At 62.7% G+C, this 21060-nt stretch carries 20 protein-coding genes; 16 read left to right on the forward strand and 4 right to left on the reverse strand.

Going from position 1 to position 21060, the window contains the following annotated elements:
* Nucleotides 1-119 precede the first annotated feature (119 nt).
* The 6 genes from EIC84_RS10070 (at nt 120) to EIC84_RS10095 (ending at nt 5751) form a co-directional block, all read left to right on the forward strand.
* Complete coding sequence (locus tag EIC84_RS10070; RefSeq protein ID WP_003068061.1) at nt 120-1316, forward strand: acetyl-CoA C-acyltransferase; 1197 nt, start codon at nt 120-122, stop codon at nt 1314-1316.
* Nucleotides 1317-1330: 14 nt separating this feature from the next.
* Complete coding sequence (locus tag EIC84_RS10075; RefSeq protein WP_003068062.1) at nt 1331-2296, forward strand: alpha/beta fold hydrolase; 966 nt, start codon at nt 1331-1333, stop codon at nt 2294-2296.
* A gap of 37 nt (nt 2297-2333) precedes the next feature.
* Nucleotides 2334-3167 carry an acyl-CoA thioesterase II gene (locus EIC84_RS10080; protein WP_003068063.1) on the forward strand — a complete coding sequence of 278 codons (834 nt, stop codon included), beginning with the start codon at nt 2334-2336 and terminating at the stop codon, nt 3165-3167.
* A gap of 46 nt (nt 3168-3213) precedes the next feature.
* Complete coding sequence (locus EIC84_RS10085) at nt 3214-4008, forward strand: enoyl-CoA hydratase (RefSeq protein ID WP_003068064.1); 795 nt, start codon at nt 3214-3216, stop codon at nt 4006-4008.
* Nucleotides 4009-4352: 344 nt separating this feature from the next.
* The gene (locus tag EIC84_RS10090) at nt 4353-4865 is read left to right on the forward strand and encodes a thioesterase family protein (protein WP_050788993.1); all 513 of its coding nucleotides are present in this window, start codon (nt 4353-4355) and stop codon (nt 4863-4865) included.
* Between the two features lie 241 nt (nt 4866-5106).
* Nucleotides 5107-5751 (forward strand): polymer-forming cytoskeletal protein, encoded by a 645-nt coding sequence (locus EIC84_RS10095; protein WP_034362797.1) that lies wholly within the window; start codon nt 5107-5109, stop codon nt 5749-5751.
* A 67-nt stretch (nt 5752-5818) separates the two neighbouring features.
* Here the strand turns inward: EIC84_RS10095 and EIC84_RS10100 are convergent, their stop codons facing one another.
* Nucleotides 5819-6286 (reverse strand): acyl-CoA thioesterase, encoded by a 468-nt coding sequence (locus EIC84_RS10100; RefSeq protein WP_003068067.1) that lies wholly within the window; start codon nt 6284-6286, stop codon nt 5819-5821.
* A gap of 212 nt (nt 6287-6498) precedes the next feature.
* Between EIC84_RS10100 and EIC84_RS26175 the strand changes: the two genes are divergently transcribed.
* From EIC84_RS26175 to EIC84_RS10145, 9 genes are all read left to right on the forward strand, one after another.
* A complete protein-coding gene (locus EIC84_RS26175) occupies nt 6499-6990 on the forward strand; it encodes a hypothetical protein (RefSeq protein WP_003068069.1) in 492 nt (163 codons plus the stop codon).
* Nucleotides 6948-8777 carry an ABC transporter ATP-binding protein/permease gene (locus EIC84_RS10110; RefSeq protein WP_003068071.1) on the forward strand — a complete coding sequence of 610 codons (1830 nt, stop codon included), beginning with the start codon at nt 6948-6950 and terminating at the stop codon, nt 8775-8777. The genes EIC84_RS26175 and EIC84_RS10110 overlap by 43 nt, the downstream gene beginning before the upstream one ends.
* A gap of 182 nt (nt 8778-8959) precedes the next feature.
* Nucleotides 8960-9724, forward strand: coding sequence for a GntR family transcriptional regulator (locus EIC84_RS10115; protein WP_003068072.1), 765 nt, complete (start codon nt 8960-8962; stop codon nt 9722-9724).
* A gap of 71 nt (nt 9725-9795) precedes the next feature.
* Entirely contained in the window at nt 9796-10872 is a 1077-nt protein-coding gene (locus EIC84_RS10120; RefSeq protein ID WP_003068073.1) for an aromatic ring-hydroxylating dioxygenase subunit alpha, read from the forward strand.
* Between the two features lie 107 nt (nt 10873-10979).
* The gene (locus EIC84_RS10125) at nt 10980-11459 is read left to right on the forward strand and encodes a MarR family winged helix-turn-helix transcriptional regulator (RefSeq protein ID WP_003051093.1); all 480 of its coding nucleotides are present in this window, start codon (nt 10980-10982) and stop codon (nt 11457-11459) included.
* 161 nt (nt 11460-11620) lie between these two features.
* The gene (locus EIC84_RS10130) at nt 11621-12979 is read left to right on the forward strand and encodes an MFS transporter (protein ID WP_003068076.1); all 1359 of its coding nucleotides are present in this window, start codon (nt 11621-11623) and stop codon (nt 12977-12979) included.
* Nucleotides 12980-12993: 14 nt separating this feature from the next.
* The gene (locus EIC84_RS10135; RefSeq protein ID WP_003068078.1) at nt 12994-14073 is read left to right on the forward strand and encodes a Rieske 2Fe-2S domain-containing protein; all 1080 of its coding nucleotides are present in this window, start codon (nt 12994-12996) and stop codon (nt 14071-14073) included.
* 30 nt (nt 14074-14103) lie between these two features.
* Complete coding sequence (locus EIC84_RS10140) at nt 14104-15072, forward strand: PDR/VanB family oxidoreductase (RefSeq protein ID WP_003068079.1); 969 nt, start codon at nt 14104-14106, stop codon at nt 15070-15072.
* A gap of 93 nt (nt 15073-15165) precedes the next feature.
* Complete coding sequence (locus EIC84_RS10145) at nt 15166-16107, forward strand: 2-hydroxyacid dehydrogenase (protein WP_003068081.1); 942 nt, start codon at nt 15166-15168, stop codon at nt 16105-16107.
* Nucleotides 16108-16394: 287 nt separating this feature from the next.
* On the opposite strand, the gene EIC84_RS10150 is transcribed toward EIC84_RS10145, so the two are convergent.
* The 3 genes from EIC84_RS10150 to EIC84_RS10160 all read right to left on the reverse strand — a co-directional run bounded on the left by EIC84_RS10150 (nt 16395) and on the right by EIC84_RS10160 (nt 19495).
* Complete coding sequence (locus EIC84_RS10150) at nt 16395-17432, reverse strand: DctP family TRAP transporter solute-binding subunit (RefSeq protein WP_003068083.1); 1038 nt, start codon at nt 17430-17432, stop codon at nt 16395-16397.
* A gap of 204 nt (nt 17433-17636) precedes the next feature.
* A complete protein-coding gene (locus tag EIC84_RS10155) occupies nt 17637-18935 on the reverse strand; it encodes a TRAP transporter large permease (RefSeq protein ID WP_003068086.1) in 1299 nt (432 codons plus the stop codon).
* Nucleotides 18932-19495, reverse strand: a complete 564-nt coding sequence (locus tag EIC84_RS10160; RefSeq protein WP_003068089.1) for a TRAP transporter small permease — start codon at nt 19493-19495, stop codon at nt 18932-18934. The genes EIC84_RS10155 and EIC84_RS10160 overlap by 4 nt, the downstream gene beginning before the upstream one ends.
* A 424-nt stretch (nt 19496-19919) precedes the next feature.
* Between EIC84_RS10160 and EIC84_RS10165 the strand changes: the two genes are divergently transcribed.
* Complete coding sequence (locus EIC84_RS10165; RefSeq protein WP_039050033.1) at nt 19920-20870, forward strand: LysR substrate-binding domain-containing protein; 951 nt, start codon at nt 19920-19922, stop codon at nt 20868-20870.
* The last annotated feature ends 190 nt before the right edge of the window (nt 20871-21060 follow it).

Here is a 21060-nt window from a genome sequence, read left to right on the forward strand (position 1 = left end):
GGGGGACGCCAGCAACGCTGCGGGGCGGCCCTTGCTCGCTGGCTGCTGGTATGCGCCGCGAAGTCATTGAAGCCTCGCACACAGGTTAAAGAGCTAAGAGACAACCAAGGAATTTGGTCATGAAACAAGTACAAGACGCCTATATCGTTGCTGCCACGCGCACGCCCATCGGGCGCTCGCACAAGGGTTTTTTCCGCAACTACCGTCCCGACGATCTGCTGGCTACCACGCTCAAGGCGGCGCTGGCCCAGGTGCCCGGCCTGGACCCCAAGGCGATCGAGGACATCGTCTGCGGCTGCGCGATTCCCGAAGCCCAGCAGGGCCTGAACGTGGCGCGTATCGGTGCAGTGCTGGCGGGACTGCCCACCAGCATCGGCGGCATCACCGTCAACCGTTTTTGCGCCTCCGGTCTGTCGGCCGTGGCCATGGCGGCGGACCGTATCCGCGTCGGTGAAGCCGATGTGATGGTTGCTGCCGGCGTGGAGAGCATGAGCATGGTGCCCATGATGGGCAATGCGCCCAGCCTCTCGCCCAGCATTTTCGAGCGCGACGGCGATGTGGGCATTGCCTACGGAATGGGCCTGACGGCGGAGAAGGTGGCCCAGCAGTGGAAGGTCTCGCGCGAGGCGCAGGATGCGTTTGCACTCGAATCGCACCGCCGCGCGATTGCCGCGCAGCAGGCCGGCGATTTCGCTGCTGAGATCACGCCGATCGAAGTCACCGACCGCACGCTGAACATCGCCACCGGCGAGACCGTGGCCAGCATGCGCACAGTGAGTCTGGACGAAGGCCCGCGCCCCGATACCAGCCTCGAAGGCCTGGCCAAGCTGCGCACCGTGTTTGCGGCGCGCGGCACGGTCACGGCGGGAAATAGCTCGCAGACCAGCGACGGTGCGGGCGCGCTGATCCTTGCCAGCGGCGATGCCGTCAAGCGCTTTGGTCTGACGCCGCTGGCGCGCTTCGTCAGCTATGCCAGCAAGGGCGTGCCGCCCGCCATCATGGGCATTGGCCCCATCGAGGCCATTCCCGCCGCGCTGCGCTATGCGGGTCTCAAGCAGGACGATATCGACTGGTACGAGCTCAACGAGGCCTTTGCGGCCCAGTCCCTGGCTGTCATCAACACCCTGGGTCTGGACCAGAGCAAGGTCAACCCCATGGGCGGTGCGATTGCGCTGGGCCATCCCCTGGGGGCGACCGGTGCCATCCGTGCCGCCACCGTGGTCCATGCGCTGCAGCGCAAACAGCTCAAGTACGGCATGGTGACCATGTGCGTGGGCATGGGTCAGGGCGCGGCAGGCATCTTCGAGCGCGTCTGAACGCCGCAGCTGCCATGCAGACCGCCCAGTCGCAAGCCTCCGTACAAGTTCCGGTGCAAGCTGCCGTGCAATGGACGGAGATGGCCTTGCCCATCTCCGTGGGTTCGGCCCATCTGGTGCTGCGCCAGTGTCAGCCCAGGGCGGCAGCGCCGCTGGCGCAGGTGGTGGTGGCTGGCGCCATGGGCGTGCAGCAAAGCTATTACCAGGCCTTTGCCCGCTGGCTGGCGGAGCAGGGCTATGGCGTCACCACCTTCGACTACCGTGGCCATGGCCTGTCCCTGCAAGTGCCGCTGCGCGACGCCAGGGCCGACTTGCTGGACTGGGCCAAGGACTGCGAGCTGGTGGCAGCGCAGCTCAAGCAGCAGTTTCCTGAGCAGCCGTTGATCTGGATCGGTCATAGTGTGGGCTCGCAATTGCCGGGTCTGGCTTCCATCCCTCTGCCCATCAACGGCTTGCTGTCTGTGGGCAGCGGCAGCGGCTACTGGCGCGATAACGCGGCGCCAACCAAGCGCATGGTCAGGCTGTTCTGGTGGGGCGTCGCTCCGCTGGTCACGGCCTTGTACGGCGCGTTTCCGGGGCGCAAGCTGGGCATTGTGGGCGATCTGCCGGCAGGCGTGATCTGGCAATGGCGTCGCTGGTGCCTGAATCCTCTGTACGCCATGGGGGTGGAGGGGCGCTGGGCGGCCGAGGCCTATGCGGCAGCCCACTACCCCTTGCATGCGCTGTATTTCGAGGACGACGAAATGATGTCGCTGGCCAGCGTGCAGTCTTTGGTGGACTGGTACAAAAGTGCGCCCAGCACGCTGGAGCGTGTCGATCCGGGCCTGGCTCCGTCCGGACGCATAGGCCATCTGGGGTATTTCAAGGAAGAGATGCGTGAGCTACTGTGGCAGCCCCTTTTGCCCTTGCTGCAGAGCTGGCGCGACGGTGACCGTGGCCCAGGCAAACCCTTGTTCGGGCCGCTTGAGTCACCTGTTTGACGGCTTTCATTCCCGCCCTTGGGCAACACTGCCAATCATGAGCACAGACCTCCACCCCTTTGATCGTGCCGTAGCGCTGAGCGCTACGGGCGTGCCCAATCAGTACCAGGGAACGGCTTCGCCCGATTACTGGAATATGGTCGGCCCTTATGGCGGCATCACGGCGGCCAGCCTGGTGCAGGCCATTCAGCAACACCCTCAGTGTCTGGGCGATCCGCTGTCCATCACCGTCAACTATGCGGCAGCCGTGGGGCCGGGTGCTTTCGAGATCGACGCGAACCCGGTGCGGACCAACCGCTCCACCCAGCACTGGCTGCTGACGATCACCCAGCCCGATGCCCAGGGCCAGCCGCAGATCGTGACCACGGCCACGGCCGTGACGGCGGTACGCCGTCAGACCTGGAGCGTCAGCGATATGCCCATGCCCGAGGTCCGGCCTGCCGCCGAGGTGGAGCGCGTGCCGCCGCTGTTCAAGGCCTCCGAGTGGCTGACCCGCTATGAGATGCGATTTGTGGACGGCATCCTGCCGCGTGATGAGGACGGGGCCGAGCGTGACAGTCTGACGCGACTCTGGGTGAGGGACAATCCGCCGCGTCCGCTGGATTTCGCGTCGCTGGCTGCAGTCTCCGATGTGTTCTTTCCACGGGCGTGGCTGCGCCGCTCCAAGCGCGTGCCGGCGGGTACGGTGTCCATCACGGTCTATTTCCATGCCGGACGCGAGGAACTGGCTGCAGCAGGTGACGGACTGCTGCTGGCGCAGGCGCGAGGGCAGGAGTTCCGCAACGGCTTTTTTGACCAGACGGCCCAGCTGTGGAGCCAGTCCGGTCAGATGCTGGCGACCAGCCACCAGATTGTTTACTACAAGGAATAGCGCGCCGAAACCGGCAAGCTGTTCACATCATTCACAAGGCAAGACCATGAGCAATACCCAGGATAGCCAGGACATCCTGGTGCACACCGAAGAGGGCGTGTGCACCATCACCTTCAACCGTGCGGCGAAGAAGAACTCCTTCACCGAGGCCATGTATACCCAGATGGCGGATGCATTGGCCGCGGCCAAGGTCGACGCAGGCGTGCGCGTGGTGGTGTTTCAGGGCGACATCGCCATCTTCAGCGCAGGCAACGATATTGCGGACTTCCTGAAGCAGGCCTCAACCCCCGGTGCAATGGGGGCCGATGCGCCCGTGTGGCGTTTTCTGCAGGAAGTCTCGGCCTTCCCCAAGCCTCTGATTGCTGCCGTCTGTGGTCCGGCCGTGGGCATTGGCACGACGCTGCTGCTGCACTGCGATCTGGTCTATGCCGGCGATAACGCCGCATTCTCGCTGCCCTTCATCAACCTGGGCGTATGCCCCGAAGCGGCATCCAGCCTGCTTCTGCCCCAGATGCTGGGTTATCACCGCGCCGCCGAAGCCCTGCTGCTGGGCGAGCCCTTCATGGCAGAAGCCGCGCTGGAGGTGGGCCTGATCAACCGCGTGGTGCCGCCCAGCGAATGCAATGCCGTGGCACAGGCCCAGGCCAGGAAGCTGGCGCGCAAACCCCTGTCCTCGCTGATCGAGACCAAGCGCCTGATGAAGGGCGGCCAGGCCAAGGCAGTGGGCGAGCGTATCGTGGAAGAGGGCGCGGTCTTCGCCCGCATGCTGCGCGAGCCCGCGGCCAAGGAAGCACTGACGGCCTTCATGGAAAAACGCCACCCTGACTTCAGCCAGTGCTGAAGTCAGACATTGCGGCAGCAAGACGAGCGCAGCGATGGGGGGCGATTTCGCCAAAAACGCCACCCTGACTTCAGCCAGTGCTGAAGTCAGACATTGCGGCAGCAAGACGAGCGCAGCGATGGGGGGTGATTTCGCCAAAAACGCCACCCTGACTTCAGCCAGTGCTCAAGTCAGACATTGCGGCAGCAAGACGAGCGCAGCGATGGGTGGCGGTGTTACCCAAAGCGCTATCCGGATTTCGGCATGTGTCGAATCCAGTCCAGTTTCGCCAGCTTGCACCAGTGCCGATCTGAGAATCGCCCCTTGCCGGGCGATTTTTCTTTGACCTCTTTTCAGGGTTGCTTATGACATCCAGGTCCGTCCCGTCCCGTCATTCAGCGCAGGAAATTGCCGAGTCCGTGCAGTTCGAGCCTGAGTTCATCTCCGGCTTGCGAGAGATCTTTGAAACGCGCGTGGCCTTCAACCAGACTATCGGTCTGAAGATCGGCGAGATCACGCCCACGCTGGTGCAGGGGCATATCGCCATGCGACCTGATCTGATCGGGCATTCGGCCTACCAGCGCATTCATGGCGGCGTGATCAGCGCCGGCCTGGACTCCATGGGCGGGCTGGCTGTGATGGCGGCCATTGCGGCCAAGCATATGGACGATACGCCCGCGCAAAGACTGCATCGTTTTTCCCGGCTGGGCACAATCGATCTGCGTGTGGACTACATGCGCCCCGGCATCGGCAAGGAATTTCTGCTCACGGCCAGAGTGCTGCGCCTAGGCTCGCGGGTGGCGAATACTCAGATGGAGTTTCTGTCGGTGGATGGTGAGCTGCTCTCTACCGGCACGGCGGCCTATATCGTCTCTTGACGATCTCTGAAACGAGAGCGTAAAGCGCCAGCGAAATATGGGCTGGCAGCAAAAAGTGCCTCAAAGACAGGCAAGTGAACGCTTGCCCGGATGCTGCCAAATCTTTCATTGTGTGAGATCAGGCAATGCATGCAAGTAACTGAAACTTGTGAAAGCTTTGCTTACCGTTATTGCGAGATGACGGTAAATGTTGCTACTTATGCTGCATAGGATGGCACTTTCTGACTAGGAGATTCCCGCCATGGCTGTGCAAAACCCGTTCTTCGGCAAACGCGATAACGATAACTTTCCTTCACGCAGTTCCGTCACCGGGCTTTCGACAGCGAATACCGCTGCGACATCTGGCGCCAGCTCCCTGAGTAACGCGGGCCTTGGCACGGCACCATCCAGCCCCATGCGTGCGGCTGCGACTGCTGCTCCCACCGCGCCTGTTGCGGAGGAAAACGGTGGCAGCAAGCTGACCGTCGGCCCGAACATCAAGCTCAAGGGCGTGGAAATCACGGACTGCGATACCTTGGTCGTGGAGGGAACGGTTGAGGCGACCATGAACTCCCGCGTCATCAAGATTGCCGAGCAGGGGGCGTTTCACGGTACGGCCGAGATCGATATTGCAGAAATCCACGGCAAGTTCGACGGCACTCTCACGGTGCGCGAAAAGCTGGTGATCTATGGCTCCGGCAAGGTCAGCGGCACGATCCGCTATGGCAAGGTGGTGATCGAAGAGGGTGGCGAGTTGACGGGGCAGATCGAAGCGGGAACCCGTTCCGGCACCAGCAGTTCCAGCAATGCCTCCGCTTCCGCCTGGAGCAAGAGCAGTGCCGGCAGCAGCACGGCGACGGCTGCAGCCAGCAGCAGTGAAACCACGGGTAGCGCTGCTGTCGCCTGAATCTCTGCGCACAGCCCATGAAAAAAGCGACCGCTAGAGGTCGCTTTTTTCATGCTCGATGCATGGATCAGCTCTTGGCGGCCGCCTGAGCCTGGAGTTTCTCGCGCCAGGCACGTGTCTGCTCGGTATCAGGCAGAGACTGGGGCTTGCCGGTGGCATCAATGGCCACATAGGTCAGGCGGGCCTCGGTCACCTTCACATATTTGCCCTGGTCGGAAAAGCGCTCGGCAAAGACTTCCACATCCACAGCGACCGAGGTGCGACCCACATGCTGCACGCCCGCGTAAAAGGACAGAATGTCGCCCACGCGCACGGGCTGCTTGAAGATGAACTCGTTGACGGCCACAGTCACCATGCGGGTGTGGCTGATGCGCTGAGGCAGCACCGAGCCTGCCAGGTCCACCTGCGCCATGACCCAGCCACCGAAGATGTCGCCATTGGCATTGACATCGGCAGGCATGGGCACGACTTTGAGGACCAGTTCCTTGTCGGCGGGCAGGGCAACGCTGGGAAGGTCGGGCGAACGGGGAGGCATGGAAATCTGTGACACGAATGGAAAGATTGAATTGTCCCTCAACATCGGGTTTCTACCATGTTGGCGAGAGAAAGCCACTAGCGACGGTTCGGGCAAGTAAGTAGGGGGTAACTATGGGACGGTGTTTGTGGTGGATCTGTGGATGCCTGAGTGTCGTGCTGGCGGCCTGCAGCAGCCATCCGGTAAAAGCCCCAATATCGGGCAGAGACGATGTGACATCGGCAAGGTCGCTCAAGCCGCCTGTGCAGGCCGTGCAGCCCTCCTGCCATCCGGAACCCTTGACCGGCGCGGCAGCGCTGGCCGGACCTTTCACTGCAATGAATCCCAGGCAGGCCTTGCAGGCAGGTGCGCTGAATGCGCGTGTCTGCTGGGCTGGCGGGCTGCGCACCATAGCGGCGGTCGGCGAGCAGCGCGATTGCATGGTTCTGTTGCATGCCGAGTTCAGCGAACAGGGCTTTCTGTCCTGGCCACGCGAGGCAAGCTTCTTCAAGGCCTGCGGTGCCGGCCCGTATGACAGGCAGTTGCTGCAGCCCTTCACCCTGGTCTGGGTGAGCGCAAAAGTGACGGGACAGGCAGAATTCGCGGGTACCCCGATTCCCGTCATAGAAATAGACGCCCTCTACCGCGGCTCCGACTGCCAGCAGGGCGACACAGCCCCACAATGCGTTCACAGTTACCTGCAACCCCAGAAGAAGCCGCAGTAGCGGCAAACCAGTCAGACGGCGCCACGCTGCGTCGCCTCTTTCCCTATATCTGGCGCTACAAATGGCATGCGCTGGCGGCGCTGGCGTTCATGATCTGCGCCAAGCTGGCCAATGTGGGCGTGCCCATCTTGCTCAAGCATCTGGTCGATGCGCTGGATATCAAGCCCGGGCAGGCCCAGGCCGTGCTGGTGGTCCCCGTGGGTCTGCTGGCGGCCTATGGATTGCTGCGGTTTTCCTCAACGATGTTCACCGAGCTGCGCGATCTGGTCTTTTCCAAGGCCACGCAAGGGGCATCGCGCTCGATTGCGCTGTCGACCTTCGAGCATCTGCATGCGCTGAGCCTGCGCTTTCATCTGGAGCGCCAGACCGGAGGCATGACGCGCGACATCGAGCGCGGTGTGCGCAGCACCGAGTCGCTGATCTCGTATTCGCTCTACTCCATCTTGCCCACACTGATTGAAATGGCGCTGGTGCTGGGCATTCTGGCCGTGCGTTTCGACATCTGGTTTGCCGTGATCACGCTGGCAGCGCTGGTGTTCTATATCGGCTTCACGGTCACAGTGACGGAGTGGCGCACCCGCTTCAGAAAAGAGGCCAATGCCCAGGAGTCGGCGGCCCATACCAAGGCCATTGATTCCTTGCTCAATTACGAGACCGTCAAGTACTTCAACAACGAGCAGTTCGAATCTGCGCGCTACGATGAGAATCTAGAGAACCTGCGCCGCGTGCGGCTCAAGAGCCAGACCACGCTGTCCATGCTCAACTGCGGCCAGCAGCTCATCATCGGTGCGGCGTTGGTGGCCATTCTGTGGCGTGCCACGCAGGGCGTGGTCGACGGCAGGCTGACGCTGGGCGATCTGGTCATGATCAATGCCTTCATGATTCAGCTCTATATCCCGCTGAATTTCCTGGGCGTCATCTACCGCGAGATCAAGCAGAGCCTGACCGACCTGAACCGCATGTTCACGCTCATGGACAAGGAGCGAGAGGTGGCCGATGCGCCCGGTGCCCAGTCCTTGCAGATCGACAATCCGCCGCCCGAAGTGCGCTTTGAAAACGTGCAGTTCGCCTACGATAGCGCGCGGCCCATACTGCATGATGTGAGCTTCACCATTCCTGCGGGCAAGACCGTGGCCGTGGTCGGTCCCTCGGGGTCGGGCAAGAGCACGCTGGCGCGTCTGCTGTTTCGCTTCTATGACGTGCAGGGCGGCCATGTGCGCATTGCCGGGCAGGACATCCGCACGGTGACCCAGAGCAGCGTGCGCCACTGCGTGGGCATTGTTCCGCAGGACACGGTGCTGTTCAACGACACGGTGGCCTACAACATCGCCTATGGCCAGCCGGGCGCCACGCAGGAGCAGGTGGTTGCAGCGGCCAAGGCTGCGCGCATCCATGACTTCATCGAGCGCACGCCCCAGGGCTATGCCACGCGTGTGGGTGAGCGCGGCCTCAAGCTCTCGGGCGGTGAAAAGCAGCGTGTGGCCATCGCACGCACCCTGCTCAAGAATCCGCCGATCCTGATCTTCGACGAAGCGACTTCGGCACTGGACAGCGCCAACGAGCGTGCCATCCAGCACGAGCTGCGCAGCGCGGCGCAGGGCAAGACATCGCTGGTCATTGCCCACCGCCTGTCCACCGTGGTCGAAGCGCATGAAATCCTGGTCATGGACAGCGGCCGCATCATCGAGCGCGGCACGCACGAGGAGCTGCTGACCGCCGGAGGGCGTTACTCCAGCATGTGGAATATGCAGCTCAATCAGCAGGAGTCATCGGAGATTCCCGCCTGAGTGCGGCCGCCTCTCGCCAGACGTTTGATAAGCCACCTTCGGGTGGCTTTCTTTTTGACTGCTTTGCTTATATGTATACATGATGTTAGGTTTTTACCCTTGGTTTGGCAATTAAATCGCTGTTTTTTGATTTTTATGTATACATTTCTTCCGTCTACCAAGAACTAAATACCCCGCGAGACATGCCACCCTCCATTGCCCCCGCTGCTGCAGCGGAAGAAAACCATTCCCAGGTCGTGAAGGCGCAGCTGCAGCTGCGCGAAATGATTCTTGCCGGCGAGATGGCGGCCGGAGAGCGCATCTCCGAGCTGGTGCTGGCCGAGCGTCTGGGCATCTCCCGCACTCCCATACGTGCAGCGCTGATGCGGCTTGAGCAGGAGGGCATGCTGGAAGCCACGGCGGGCGGGCGCGGCTACAAGGTGCGCGTGCTGTCCGAAGCCGATGTGTCTGACGCCATCGAGCTGCGCGGCACGCTGGAAGGTCTGGCGGCGCGCATGGCGGCCGAGCGCGGGGTGGATGCAGCCCTGCTGGCGAGAGCCGCGCGCTGTCTGGATGCCATCGACCGTGTGCTGGATGCCCAGAACTGGGGCGACGAAGCGTTTTCCGCCTATGTGGCCTTGAACTCCGAATTTCACGACATCCTGCTGGAGATGTCGGGCAGCAGCTTCATGCAGCGCGAGCTGGAGCGGGTCAAGCGCCTGCCCTTTGCCTCCCCCTCGGGCTTTGTGGTGGCCGACTCCGAGTCGCCGCGCGCGCTGCGCAGCCTGATTCTGGCGCAGGAGCAGCACCGTGAAGTGATTGACGCCATCGAGCACCGCGAAGGCGCGCGTGCCGAGGCGCTGATGAAAGAGCACTCACGCATTGCGCGGCGCAACCTGCGCGAAGCCATGCGCTCGCCCGAGACCACGCGCGTACCCGGTGCGCAACTGATTCGCGCCAGCCGCTGATACCCGGTCCGTGGCGCAGCAGGCGGTGCCCGGACCAGACCCCGACCGATAAATACAAGGAGACACCCACGATGAGCAAGCAAGCACAGCCCACCTATCCTCGCAACACCTGGTATGTTGCTGCCACTGCGGCCGAAGTCACGGACAAGCCGCTGGGGCGCCAGATCTGCGGCGAGCGCATGGTTTTCTACCGCGCCCTGGAAGGCAAGATGGCCGCCGTCGAGGACTTCTGCCCGCATCGCGGCGCACCGCTGTCGCTGGGCCGCGTCTGCGAAGGCAAGCTGGTCTGCGGCTATCACGGGCTGGAGATGGGCTGCGACGGCAAGACGGTTGCCATGCCCGGCCAGCGCGTGCGTGGCTTTCCTGCCATCAAAAGCTATCCGGTGGAAGAGCGTTACGGCTTTGTCTGGGTCTGGCCGGGCGACAAGGATGCGGCCGATGCAGCGCTGATCCCGGATCTGCAATGGCATGACAACCCCGAGTGGGCCTATGACGGCGGGCTGTTCCACATCAAGGCCGACTATCGCCTGATGATCGACAACCTCATGGACCTGACCCATGAAACCTATGTGCATGCCAGCAGCATCGGTCAGGCCGAGATCGACGAGACGCCCTGCAAGACCGAGGTCATGGGCGACAGCGAGGTGGTCACCAGCCGCTTCATGGAGAACATCGAGGCACCTCCGTTCTGGAAGATGGCATTGCGCAGCAATGGTCTGGCCGATGACGTGCCTGTGGACCGCTGGCAGGTCTGCCGCTTCACTCCTCCCAGCCATGTGCTGATCGAGGTCGGTGTGGCGCATGCCGGCAAGGGCGGCTATGACGCCGCTGACGAGCACAAGGTCTACAGCATGGTGGTGGACTTCATCACTCCGGAGACCGATGGCAGCATGTGGTACTTCTGGGGCATGGCGCGCAAGTTCAATCCCGGCGATGCATCGGTGACGGCGGCCATCAAGCAAGGCCAGCACAAGATCTTCAGCGAAGACCTGGAGATGCTGGAGCTGCAGCAGCGCAACCTTGAGGACTATCCGCAGCGTCAGCTGCTCAAGCTCAATATCGATGCCGGCGGCGTGCAGTCGCGCAAGATCATCGAGCGCCTGATCGACGAAGAGAAAAGCGAGTCGGACGTTGCAGCGCTGGCCTGAACGGCCGCAGGCGGGGCAGATCATGCCAGTAGATGGAGTAATCTTGCAGCTCCTCGAATCGGAGTCAGCGATGCCCATAGGCAGCGCTGCCCTTGCTACGCTGCTGCATGGAATCGCCCACCACACCCAACCCGCTTTCCCTGGATCTCTACGACCAGCCAGGTCATCTGATTCGGCGAGCCCAGCAGATTGCTGCGCTGCTGTTTCGAGAAGTGCTGGGCCCCGATGTGACGCCGGTTCAATACGCCATCCTGCGCATGCTGCAAGAGTCTCCCGGCATCGACCAGGTGACGCTGGCGCGTCTTGTCGCACTGGACAACTCGACTACGGCCGATATCGCTGCGCGTCTGGAAAGCAAGGGATGGATTCATCGCGAGCTGCTGCCAAGGCGTCAGCGCCGTTTGAGCCTGACCACCGAGGGCGAAGCCATGCTGGCCGCGTTTGTGCCCAATGTCTACGAGCTGCAGCAGCGCATGCTCTCGGCGCTGGAGCCCGAGGAGCAGGCGGAGTTCAAGCGCCTGCTGCGCAAGTTCGTGCAGTTGCACGACAGCACTGAAGCCGGCGAGCAAGCGGTGATCAACGGCTAGCAGCCCGTTCTGGCGCGGCGGCTTCATCACGATCACGCCGGCCAGCGCCGGCTGTGAACCGGCACGACTAGGGAATCCACTTGTGCTGGATCAAGATTTCATTCAGTAAACTGAATGTGATTCAGTATGCTGAATGAATGATAGAAAACAAGGAGACAACGATGGAACAGGATTTGCGCGCGCATCTGGACCAGCGGCCCATGACGACCTTCCAATGGTCGGTCATCGCGGTATGCATGGCCCTGAACATGATTGATGGTTTTGACGTGCTGGTGATGGCCTTCACGGCTTCGGCGGTGTCGGCGCACTGGAAGCTCAGCGGCTCGGAGTTGGGCTTTTTGCTCAGTGCCGGCCTCTTCGGCATGGCCGCAGGTTCGCTGCTGCTGGCGCCCATGGCCGACAAGCTGGGGCGCCGTCCCCTGATTCTGCTGTGCCTGGCCGTGTCCGGGCTGGGCATGCTGGCTTCGGCCTGGAGCCAGACGCCCACGCAGCTTGCGGTGCTGCGCGTGATCACGGGCCTGGGCGTGGGCGGCATTCTGGCTTGCAGCAATGTGATTGCCAGCGAATATGCCTCGCTGCGCTGGCGCAGTCTGGCAGTCACGCTGCAATCGACCGGCTATGCGCTGGGCGCGACCATTGGCGGCAGTATCGCGGTCTGGCTGCTCGCGCACCATGGCTGGCGTTCCGTCTTCCTGTTTGGCGGTTGCTCCACGCTGGCGGTGCTGGTTCTGGCCTGGTTTGCCTTGCCCGAGTCTCTGGACTTTCTGTTGGTCAAGCGACCCGCCAATGCGCTGCAGCGTTTCAATGGACTGATTCGCAAGATGGGCCTGCCCGCACTGGGTTCCCTGCCTCAGGCCGTGGCGGCAGGCAGCGGTGAAGGCAAGCGCATGGGCCCTTTGCAGCTGCTGTCTCCCAGGCTGCTGCGCCCCACCTTGCTGGTCTGGCTGTCCTTCTTCTCGGTGATGTTCGGCTTTTATTTCGTGATGAGCTGGACGCCCAAGCTGCTGGCGGCCTCGGGGCTGACGCCCGAGCAGGGCGTGACCACGGGCGTGCTGCTGAGTCTGGGCGGCATTCTGGGCGCGACCTTGCTGGGCCTGCTGGCGGCGCGTTTCGCGATTCACCGTGCGCTGGCGGTCTTCATGCTGGTGACGGCAGTGCTGCTGTGCTTTCTGGTGGGTAGCTCCGGCGCGCTGTGGATGTCGTACACGCTGGCCTTTCTGATTGGTGTGTTTGTGAATGCCTGTGTGGCCGGCCTCTATGCGATTGCGCCGGTGGTCTACGGCAGCGATGTGCGCGCCACGGGCGTGGGCTGGGGCATAGGCATCGGCCGCATCGGGGCGATTGTGTCGCCTCTGGTGGCCGGTGGCCTGCTGGATGCGGCCTGGTCGCCCGATCAGCTGTACCTGGGTTATGGCCTGGCGTTTGTCCTGGCTGCCGTCATCGTGTCCATGCATCGTATTGCAGGCCCGCAGGCTGCGGACAGGCGCGCTGCGTCCGAGACAGTGGCTGCCGCTCATTGACCAGGGAGACTTCGATGAACCAGATTTCTCAACCCATGAGCGCGGCCCTGACGGCCTTTCCGCTGGATCAATGGTATGTGGCGGGCTTTGCCTGGGAGCTCAAGGACCAGCCGGTGGCGCGCACCTTGCTGGGCCAGCCGGTGGTCTTGTTCCGCACGGAGGATGGCCGGGTCGCGGCGCTTGAGGATCGCTGTTGCCACCGCGAGTTGCCGCTGTCCTGCGGCACGGTGGAAGCTGCGGGTCTGCGCTGTGGCTACCATGGCCTGCTCTTCAGCCATGAGGGGCGCTGCCTGGAAATACCGGGCCAGGAACGGATTCCGGCCAAGGCCTGCGTGAAGTCCTTCGAGCTGCGCGAGCGCGACCAGATTCTCTGGATCTGGATGGGCGCGACACCGGACTCCGTGCCGGACACGGAGCCGCCTGCCTATGCCGTGCACAGCGACCCCAAATATCGTTTTGGCGGCGGCGTCTACCACTACGACGCACCGTATCAGCTGATTCACGACAATCTGCTGGATCTGAGCCATCTGGGCTATGTGCACCTCAAGACCATAGGCGGCAATGCCCGCGTGCATATGAACGCGGATCTCAAGGTCAGCCAGGACGGGGACAGCGTGAAGGTGGTGCGCTGGATGCCGGATTCGGACCCTCCACCTACTTATGCACAGGCCTGGCCTTTTCAGGGCCGCATTGACCGCTGGCAGGAAGTGGAGTTTCATCCCTCGCATGTGCGTATCTGGACCGGTGCCATGGATGCCGGCCAGGACAGGCTGGACAACCCGGAGCGCGAAGGATTCCATATGCGCGGCTTTCACGGCGTGACGCCGGAGACGGAGACCAGCGCGCATTACTTCTGGACGATTGCGACCAATCCGCATCCGCAGATGCAGGACACGACACAGCTGGTGATCGATCAGACGGCGGCCACTTTCGAAGAAGACAAGGTGGTCATCGAAGCCCAGTTCCGCAACCAGCAGCGATTTGGTGCACGCGCCGTGGTGGATATCCACGTGGATGTGGGGCCCAACCGTGCGCGGCGCGTGATCGAGCGCTTGCGCCAGGCCGGCGCGCAAGCCTCGCAGGCGCTGGCCTAGGGACGCACAAGCAAAAGAGAAGTACCCGAGATGAAGACTGAAACCACGTTCGAGGTGCGCATTGCGCACAAGCAGGAGCAGGCAGCCGGTATCTGCAGCCTGGAATTGCGGGCTCTGGAAGGCGCCAGCCTGGCGCCGTTCAGTGCGGGTGCGCATATCGATGTGCACCTACCTGGTGGGCTGGTGCGCCAGTATTCGCTGAGCAACGATCCCGCCGAGCTGGACCGCTATGTGATTGCCGTGCTGCGCGAGCCCGCCTCGCGCGGTGGCTCGGCGGCCGTGCATGAGCAGCTGCAGGCCGGCCAGCAGATCACCATCAGCCACCCGCGCAACCATTTCGAGCTGCATGCGCCGGCCCGCAAGCATCTGCTGCTGGCAGGCGGCATAGGCATCACGCCGATTCTGGCCATGGCGCGCAAGCTGGCGCGCGACGGTGCGGATTTCGCACTGCACTACTGCGGCCGCTCGCGTGAGCGCATGGCGTTTGCCCAGACCATCGAGACTGCGCAATGGGCTGACAAGGCGCAGATCCATGTGGATGACGCCCATGGAAAGTCGTCGCTGGGCTTGAGCGAATTGCTGCAGCAAAGAGAGCAGGAGCAGCATCTGTATGTGTGCGGACCCAAGGGCTTTATGGACGCCGTGCTCGATACGGCACGAGAGGCGGGTTGGCCCGCTGAACATCTGCACTACGAGTTCTTTGCCGCCGAAGTGGAGCACCGCGCCGACGACGAGAGCTTCGAGGTGGAGGTCGCCAGCAGCGGCCAGGTGGTGCGTGTCACGCCCGCGCAGACCGTGGTGCAGGCGCTGGAGTCCATCGGAGTCTGCGTCCAGACATCGTGCGAGCAGGGCGTCTGCGGAACCTGCCTGACGCGCGTCATCTCTGGTCAGCCCGATCACCGCGATATGTATCTGACCGAAGACGAGCAGGCTGCCAACGACCAGTTCCTGCCCTGCTGCTCGCGCGCCAGGTCGGCTCGCCTGGTGCTGGATCTGTGATGAACGGATCGGGCAGGTTTTGACCATGCACGGGCAGGGCTGGCGCAGCCTGCTCAAAATAGGCGTTTTCCATGAAAGCGCCGCGTTCCCGCCATGAAGCCTGCCCTGCTAGTCCTGAATCTCCAGGTCCCCGCCCATCTGCAGCAGATGGAGCAGACCTTTGCCGACTTTGATGTGATCTATGCGCCCGAGGCCGATCAGGCCGAGGCCGCAATCGCCGCCCACGGAGCTCGCGTGCAATGCGTGTGCACGATTGGCGCAACGGGCCTGTCGGCCGCGCAGATGCAGCGCATGCCCAGGCTTGCTCTGGTCTGCGCCATGGGCGCGGGTTACGAGAACATCGACGTGGCCTATGCCAAGGCGCACGGGATTGCCGTCGGCAACGGCGTGGGGACCAACGACGACTGCGTGGCCGACCACGCCATGGGTCTGCTGATCGCTGCGGTGCGCGGCATCGTCAAGCTGGACAAGGCCACGCGTGCCGGCATCTGGCGCTCGGCCCTGCCGCTGCCGGCCAATGTCTCGGGCAAGCGCCTGGGCATCGTGGGGCTGGGCCAGATCGGCGCCAAGATCGCCAGGCGCGCGGCCGCCTTCGATATGCCCGTCGGCTATCACAACCGCAAGCCGCGCGAGGGCGCCGACTACCGCTACTTCGACGATCTGCTGGCGCTGGCTGCCTGGGCCGATGTGCTGCTGGTGGCCACGCCGGGCGGCGCTGGCACGCGCCATCTGATCAATGCAGAGGTGCTCGATGCGCTGGGCGAGAAAGGCGTGCTGGTGAATATCGCGCGCGGCTCGGTGGTCGATACCGCAGCGCTGGCCGACGCCGTGCGTGCAGGCCGTCTGGCCGGTGCCGGACTGGATGTCTACGAAAGCGAGCCGCTGCCGCCGCGGGAACTCATCGATCTGGACGCCGTGGTGCTGACGCCCCATGTGGGCGGTTGGTCGCCCGAGGCCGTGCAGAACTCGGTGGACCGCTTCATCGCCAATATGCGCTGCCATCTGGATGGCAAGCCCTTGGTTTCGCCCATCTGAGTGCTATTGAATCGAAAGCTGCTTGCGATTGATGTGGTTGTATTTCAATTTGATTTGATGTTGAAATTCACTTATATCAGGCGCTTACAGCTTTGATATTCATAGCAAAAAAATCCCCGCCACGGCAAGCCGTGCGGGGATTTTTACTATCTGCGGCGCCATGAAGCTGGCGCGGACCAAACCAGTGACACCAAGCAAGGGCCGCCCCGCAGCGAGGGTGTCGTCCCCCTCCCGAAGAGAGAGGGGGAAGCCGCGGGGCCGCCTAGGCGTAGCGGCTCAGGGGGAGCTTATTTCTGGCTGGCTGCAATGGCCTTTTCGGCCTTGTCGACCAGCGGTGCGCCGATCTGGCTCTTCCACTTGTCGAACACGGGGCGCGTGGCCTTCACAAAGGCTTCGCGCTCGGCAGCGTTAGGCGTGGTCACGGTCACGCCCAGGCCTGCCAGGTCCTTGAGCAGAGGCTTATCGGCTTCGACCAGGCCCTTGCGAGCGATGGCGATTTCTTCCTTGGCGGCATCCAGCGCGGCTTGCTTGACGATGGCCTGGTCAGCCGGTGTCCAGCTGTTCCAGATGTCCTTGTTCACCACAAAGATCAGCGGATCGTTCATATAGCCCCACATGGTCAGATGCTTCTGGCCCACGGACTGCAGCTTGGCCGCCATGTAAACGCCGATGGGGTTCTCCTGGCCGTCCACGGCGCCGCTGGCCATGGCGGGCTGGGCATCGGCCCAGCTCATCTGCGTGGGATTGGCGCCCAGGGCCGTGAAGGTGTCCAGGAACAGGGGCGAGCCCACGACGCGAATCTTCATGCCCTTGAGGTCGGCGGGCGTCTTGATGGCGTGCTTGGAGTTGGAGATTTCGCGGTAGCCGTTCTCACCCCAGGCCAGAGGCACGACGCCGCCTTTTTCCAGGGTCTTGAAGATTTCCTGGCCCACTTCGCCCTGGGTCACGGCATCCACGGCCTTGAAGTTGGGGAAGAGAAAGGGCATGGAGAACAGGTTCAGCGACTTGACCTGGGGCGACCAGTTGATGGTCGAGCCCACGGCCATGTCGATCACGCCCTGGCGCAGCGCGGAGAACTCGCGCGTCTGGTCGCCCTGCACCAGCGAGGTGCCGGGGTAGAGCTTGATGTTGATGCGGCCCTGGGTGCGCTCGCGCACCTTGTCGGCCCACAGCTCGCCACCCTTGCCCCAGGGAAAGGCCGTGCCCAGCACCAGGGACATGCGGTATTCGCTCTTGTACTTGGTCTGGGCCATGGCCATGGGCGATGCAAAGGCCAAAGCGGCGGCCGTGGCCACGGCGGATGCGAGGAAGGTACGAAGTTTCATTTGGTTTGTCTCCCTTTTAGAAACGAAAAAATGCTTTGCTTGTTTGATGCATTGCACATGGAATAAGCACCGCCCATCTCAGCGGACACCGCGCAAGGGCCGAAGCTGGCCGCCCCGCCCCGCAGCGCTGGTGTCGTCCCCCTCCCGAGAAGCGAGAGAGAGGGGGGAAGTGGTGGGGCCGCCTAGACATAGCCGCTCAGGGGGTCAATAGCCAAGTCTTGCGGGCAGCCACAGCGCGAGCTGGGGGAAGGCAATGACCAGAATCATCACGGCGAACATGGACAGCAGCATCCAGCCCACCCAGCGCACGGTGGACTCCATGCGCACGCCCGCGATGCGGCAGCTGACCATCAGGTTCACGGCCAGCGGCGGCGTGAACTGGCCCAGTGCCACCTTGAGCGTGAGGATCACGCCAAACCAGACGGGATCCCAGTGGTAGTGGTTCATGATGGGCAGCAGCAGCGGCACAAAGATCAGGAAGATCGAGATGCCGTCGAGGAACATGCCCACGGTGATCAGCAGCAGGATCAGCAGGCCCAGCACGCCGTATTCGCCGAGACCGGAATTCACGATGGCGTTGGCCACCGGATCGATCACGCCCAGGGTGGACAGCGAGAAGGCAAAAATGCCGGCCAGCGACACCACCAGCAGGATCACGGCCGACAGCTCGCCCGCTTCGCGCAGAATCGGAAACAGGTCGCGCAGGCCGATGGTGCGGTGAATCACCATGCCGACGAACAGCCCGTAGAACACGGCAACCACGGCGGCTTCGGTGGGGGTGAACCAGCCCATGCGCATGCCGCCCAGGATCAGCACCGGAGCGGCCAGGCCCCAGGAGGCCTCGCGCAGGCTTTTCCAGAACGGCGGGCGGGGCATGGAGGCTTCGAGCGCACCCATCTTGTGCTTGCGCGACATCCACACGGCGGGAATGATGAGCGCGATACCTGCCAGCACGCCGGGAATCATGCCGGCTGCGAACAGGGCCGGCACCGAAGCACCGGGCACCAGCACCGAGTAGATGATGAAGGCCACCGAAGGCGGAATCAGAATGTCCGTTGCTGCGGCCGCTCCGACCACGCTGGCGGAGAAGCTCTTGGGATAACCGGCGCGGCTCATGGCGGCAATCATCACGCCGCCCACGGCCGCCGCATTGGCTGGCCCGGAGCCGGAGATGCCGCCCAGGAACATGGCCACGGCAATCGCCACCAGCGGCAGCATGCCGGGGCCGCGGCCCACGATGGCCACGGCAAAGTTCACCAGCCTCAGGGCAACGCCCGAGCGATCGAAGATGGAGCCCACCAGCACGAACATGGGAATGGCTAGCAGCGGATATTTGCCCAGCCCGGCATAGAAATTCTGCGGCACGGCCAGCAGACCGAACCACTGCGTATCGGCATTGGCCAGGGCAATCGCCGCCGCACCGGCCAGACCGAGGGCGGCACCTATGGGCACGCCGATGAACATCAGGCCCAGAAAGGCCACGAACAGCAAGGTAGCGATCATGCGATCTCCTTGCTGTGGTCTTTTTCCACGGGCTCGTCGGGGAAGGCGCCGGGCTTGCCCTGACGGATGAACAGGCCGATGGCGCGTGCAGTGATCAGTGCCGAGACCACGGGTAGCCAGATCGAATACCACCATTGGGGCAGGCCGATGCCGGGCGAGGTCTCCTCGAAACGGAAGTCGTCCCAGACCACGCGCACGCTGAGCACGGCAATGATGGCAAACAGCAATGCCACCATCAGAGAGCCGAACCGGGCCAGTGCCTTGCGGCGCTGGACGGAGCCGCTGTCCGAGAAAAACTCGATGCGGATATGCTGATTGCGAGCCACGGCGGCAGAGCCTGCGACCAGGGCCAGCAAGATCATCAGAAAGACCGAGATTTCCTCGGTCCAGGCGAAGGATGAGTTGGTGAAGTAGCGCACCAGCACATTGGCAAAGGTGATCAGGGCCAGAGCGGCCATGATGATCACGGTCAGCCAGTCTTCAATGCGCAGGGAACGAGGCTCGTCCGGGCGCGCGCCGGCATCGGCGGCACCATCGGTCTCGGGAGGAGTGGAGGACATGAACGCGGAAAGTCAGAAAAACACACAGGAGTCAGGGCAGCTCGCCTGAATGGCGTGATCCGCGCGCACTCGATGAGAATGCCCTTATGTTCACGACTTACGCAAAACGGGTTCCGGCAAGACGATTGCCTCAGGAGGCAGGCCGCGTTGCATTCTTGTTTGCGTAAGTCCTTATGTTGTTCCTTGACCTTCACGGCGTTGTGCGCCGGGATGGCTTGGAGCGAGTAGACACACCGGATAGATGTGAGCAAATATTATCAAGGTATCTATGTCGCAGGGCTTACGTCTGGCGGCAGGCATTACCCTAGGGTCTGGCGACCAAGGCATGGCTCATCGTCGAGTCTGTGTTTTGTCCCGTTTACTAGCCAACAAGGATTACCTCCGTTGCACAGCTTTGGTGCAGGGCAGCGGATAATGAGAGTCTATGGAAACCAAATGGCTTGAAGATTTTGTCAGCCTTGCTGAAACCCGCAGTTTCAGCCGCTCGGCCCAGCTGCGCCACGTTACGCAGCCTGCGTTCTCGCGCCGCATCCAGGCGCTGGAGGCCTGGGCGGGAACCGATCTGGTCGACAGAAGCTCGTACCCGACGCGACTGACGCCAGCAGGCAAGACCATGTACGAGCAGGCGCTGGAGATACTGCAGTCCTTGCAGAGCACCCGCACCATGCTGCGTGCCCACGTCAGTGCGGGCAAGGGCATGGTGGGCTTTGCCGTGCCGCATACCTTGGCGTTCACGTTCTTCCCGAACTGGGTTTCGGCCGTGCACGAGAAGTTCGGCCCCTTCCGCAGCCGTCTGTTCGCACTCAATGTGCATGATGCGGTGATGCGTCTCGTGGAAGGTGGCTGCGATCTGCTGATTGCTTACTACCACTCTTCTCAGCCCTTTCAGCTGGACCCTTCGCGCTATGAGATGGTGAGTCTGGGGCATGAGGTGCTGGCTCCCTACTCCAAGCCGGACGAGAACGGCAACCCCATCTTTGCCCTGCCCGGCCGCCAGGGCCAGCCCTTGCCATACCTGGGCTATGCCGCTGGCGCTTATCTGGGGCGGGTGACGGAGCTGATCCTCAAGGAGGCGGCCGAGGCCGTGCACCTCGAGCGCGTCTATGAAACCGATATGGCCGAAGGCCTCAAGGCCATGGCGCTGGAAGGTCATGGCGTGGCCTTTTTGCCCTATAGCGCGGTACGCGGCGAGCTGGAGTCCGGTCGACTGGTGCGTGCAGTGCCGGAAGGTGTGACCGGTTTTCAGATGGACATGGAAGTGCGGGCCTATCGGGAAAAACCCACGGGCGATGCCCCTCAGGGAGGAGCGGCTGCGCTATGGAACTTCCTCAAGGAGCAGGGCGAGATTGCGGGTGGCGAGGTCAAGGCTGTGTAACCCGATCGAGTGTTGCTTTTCTTCCAAAAGGGCCAGCTGGCCCTTTTTTTGCTTGTGTGACCAGCTTGCCGTGATTTCAGGTGTTTTACTGGTGAAAACCCTAATGTTATGCATCGGGTTAATACTGAATATGCAAGTTGCGCATAAGGATTTTTGCCATCGGCATTGGCTTGTGAAATCACGAAAGCAT

Origin of the sequence: Comamonas sp. A23, assembly GCF_004522605.1 — a bacterium.
GTDB lineage: Bacteria > Pseudomonadota > Gammaproteobacteria > Burkholderiales > Burkholderiaceae_C > Comamonas > Comamonas thiooxydans.

Excerpts from the sequence above, each read along its gene's own strand:
- EIC84_RS10085 (WP_003068064.1), top strand. The coding sequence starts at position 3,214 with ATGAGCAATACCCAGGATAGCCAGGACATCCTGGTGCACACCGAAGAG.
- EIC84_RS10090 (WP_050788993.1), top strand. The coding sequence starts at position 4,353 with ATGACATCCAGGTCCGTCCCGTCCCGTCATTCAGCGCAGGAAATTGCC.
- EIC84_RS10095 (WP_034362797.1), top strand. The coding sequence starts at position 5,107 with ATGGCTGTGCAAAACCCGTTCTTCGGCAAACGCGATAACGATAACTTT.
- EIC84_RS10165 (WP_039050033.1), top strand. The coding sequence starts at position 19,920 with ATGGAAACCAAATGGCTTGAAGATTTTGTCAGCCTTGCTGAAACCCGC.
- EIC84_RS10110 (WP_003068071.1), top strand. The coding sequence starts at position 6,948 with ATGCGTTCACAGTTACCTGCAACCCCAGAAGAAGCCGCAGTAGCGGCA.
- EIC84_RS10120 (WP_003068073.1), top strand. The coding sequence starts at position 9,796 with ATGAGCAAGCAAGCACAGCCCACCTATCCTCGCAACACCTGGTATGTT.
- EIC84_RS10135 (WP_003068078.1), top strand. The coding sequence starts at position 12,994 with ATGAACCAGATTTCTCAACCCATGAGCGCGGCCCTGACGGCCTTTCCG.
- EIC84_RS10145 (WP_003068081.1), top strand. The coding sequence starts at position 15,166 with ATGAAGCCTGCCCTGCTAGTCCTGAATCTCCAGGTCCCCGCCCATCTG.
- EIC84_RS10140 (WP_003068079.1), top strand. The coding sequence starts at position 14,104 with ATGAAGACTGAAACCACGTTCGAGGTGCGCATTGCGCACAAGCAGGAG.
- EIC84_RS10115 (WP_003068072.1), top strand. The coding sequence starts at position 8,960 with ATGCCACCCTCCATTGCCCCCGCTGCTGCAGCGGAAGAAAACCATTCC.
- EIC84_RS10075 (WP_003068062.1), top strand. The coding sequence starts at position 1,331 with ATGCAGACCGCCCAGTCGCAAGCCTCCGTACAAGTTCCGGTGCAAGCT.
- EIC84_RS10070 (WP_003068061.1), top strand. The coding sequence starts at position 120 with ATGAAACAAGTACAAGACGCCTATATCGTTGCTGCCACGCGCACGCCC.
- EIC84_RS10155 (WP_003068086.1), bottom strand. The coding sequence starts at position 18,935 with ATGATCGCTACCTTGCTGTTCGTGGCCTTTCTGGGCCTGATGTTCATC.
- EIC84_RS10080 (WP_003068063.1), top strand. The coding sequence starts at position 2,334 with ATGAGCACAGACCTCCACCCCTTTGATCGTGCCGTAGCGCTGAGCGCT.
- EIC84_RS10150 (WP_003068083.1), bottom strand. The coding sequence starts at position 17,432 with ATGAAACTTCGTACCTTCCTCGCATCCGCCGTGGCCACGGCCGCCGCT.
- EIC84_RS10160 (WP_003068089.1), bottom strand. The coding sequence starts at position 19,495 with ATGTCCTCCACTCCTCCCGAGACCGATGGTGCCGCCGATGCCGGCGCG.
- EIC84_RS10130 (WP_003068076.1), top strand. The coding sequence starts at position 11,621 with ATGGAACAGGATTTGCGCGCGCATCTGGACCAGCGGCCCATGACGACC.
- EIC84_RS10100 (WP_003068067.1), bottom strand. The coding sequence starts at position 6,286 with ATGCCTCCCCGTTCGCCCGACCTTCCCAGCGTTGCCCTGCCCGCCGAC.
- EIC84_RS10125 (WP_003051093.1), top strand. The coding sequence starts at position 10,980 with ATGGAATCGCCCACCACACCCAACCCGCTTTCCCTGGATCTCTACGAC.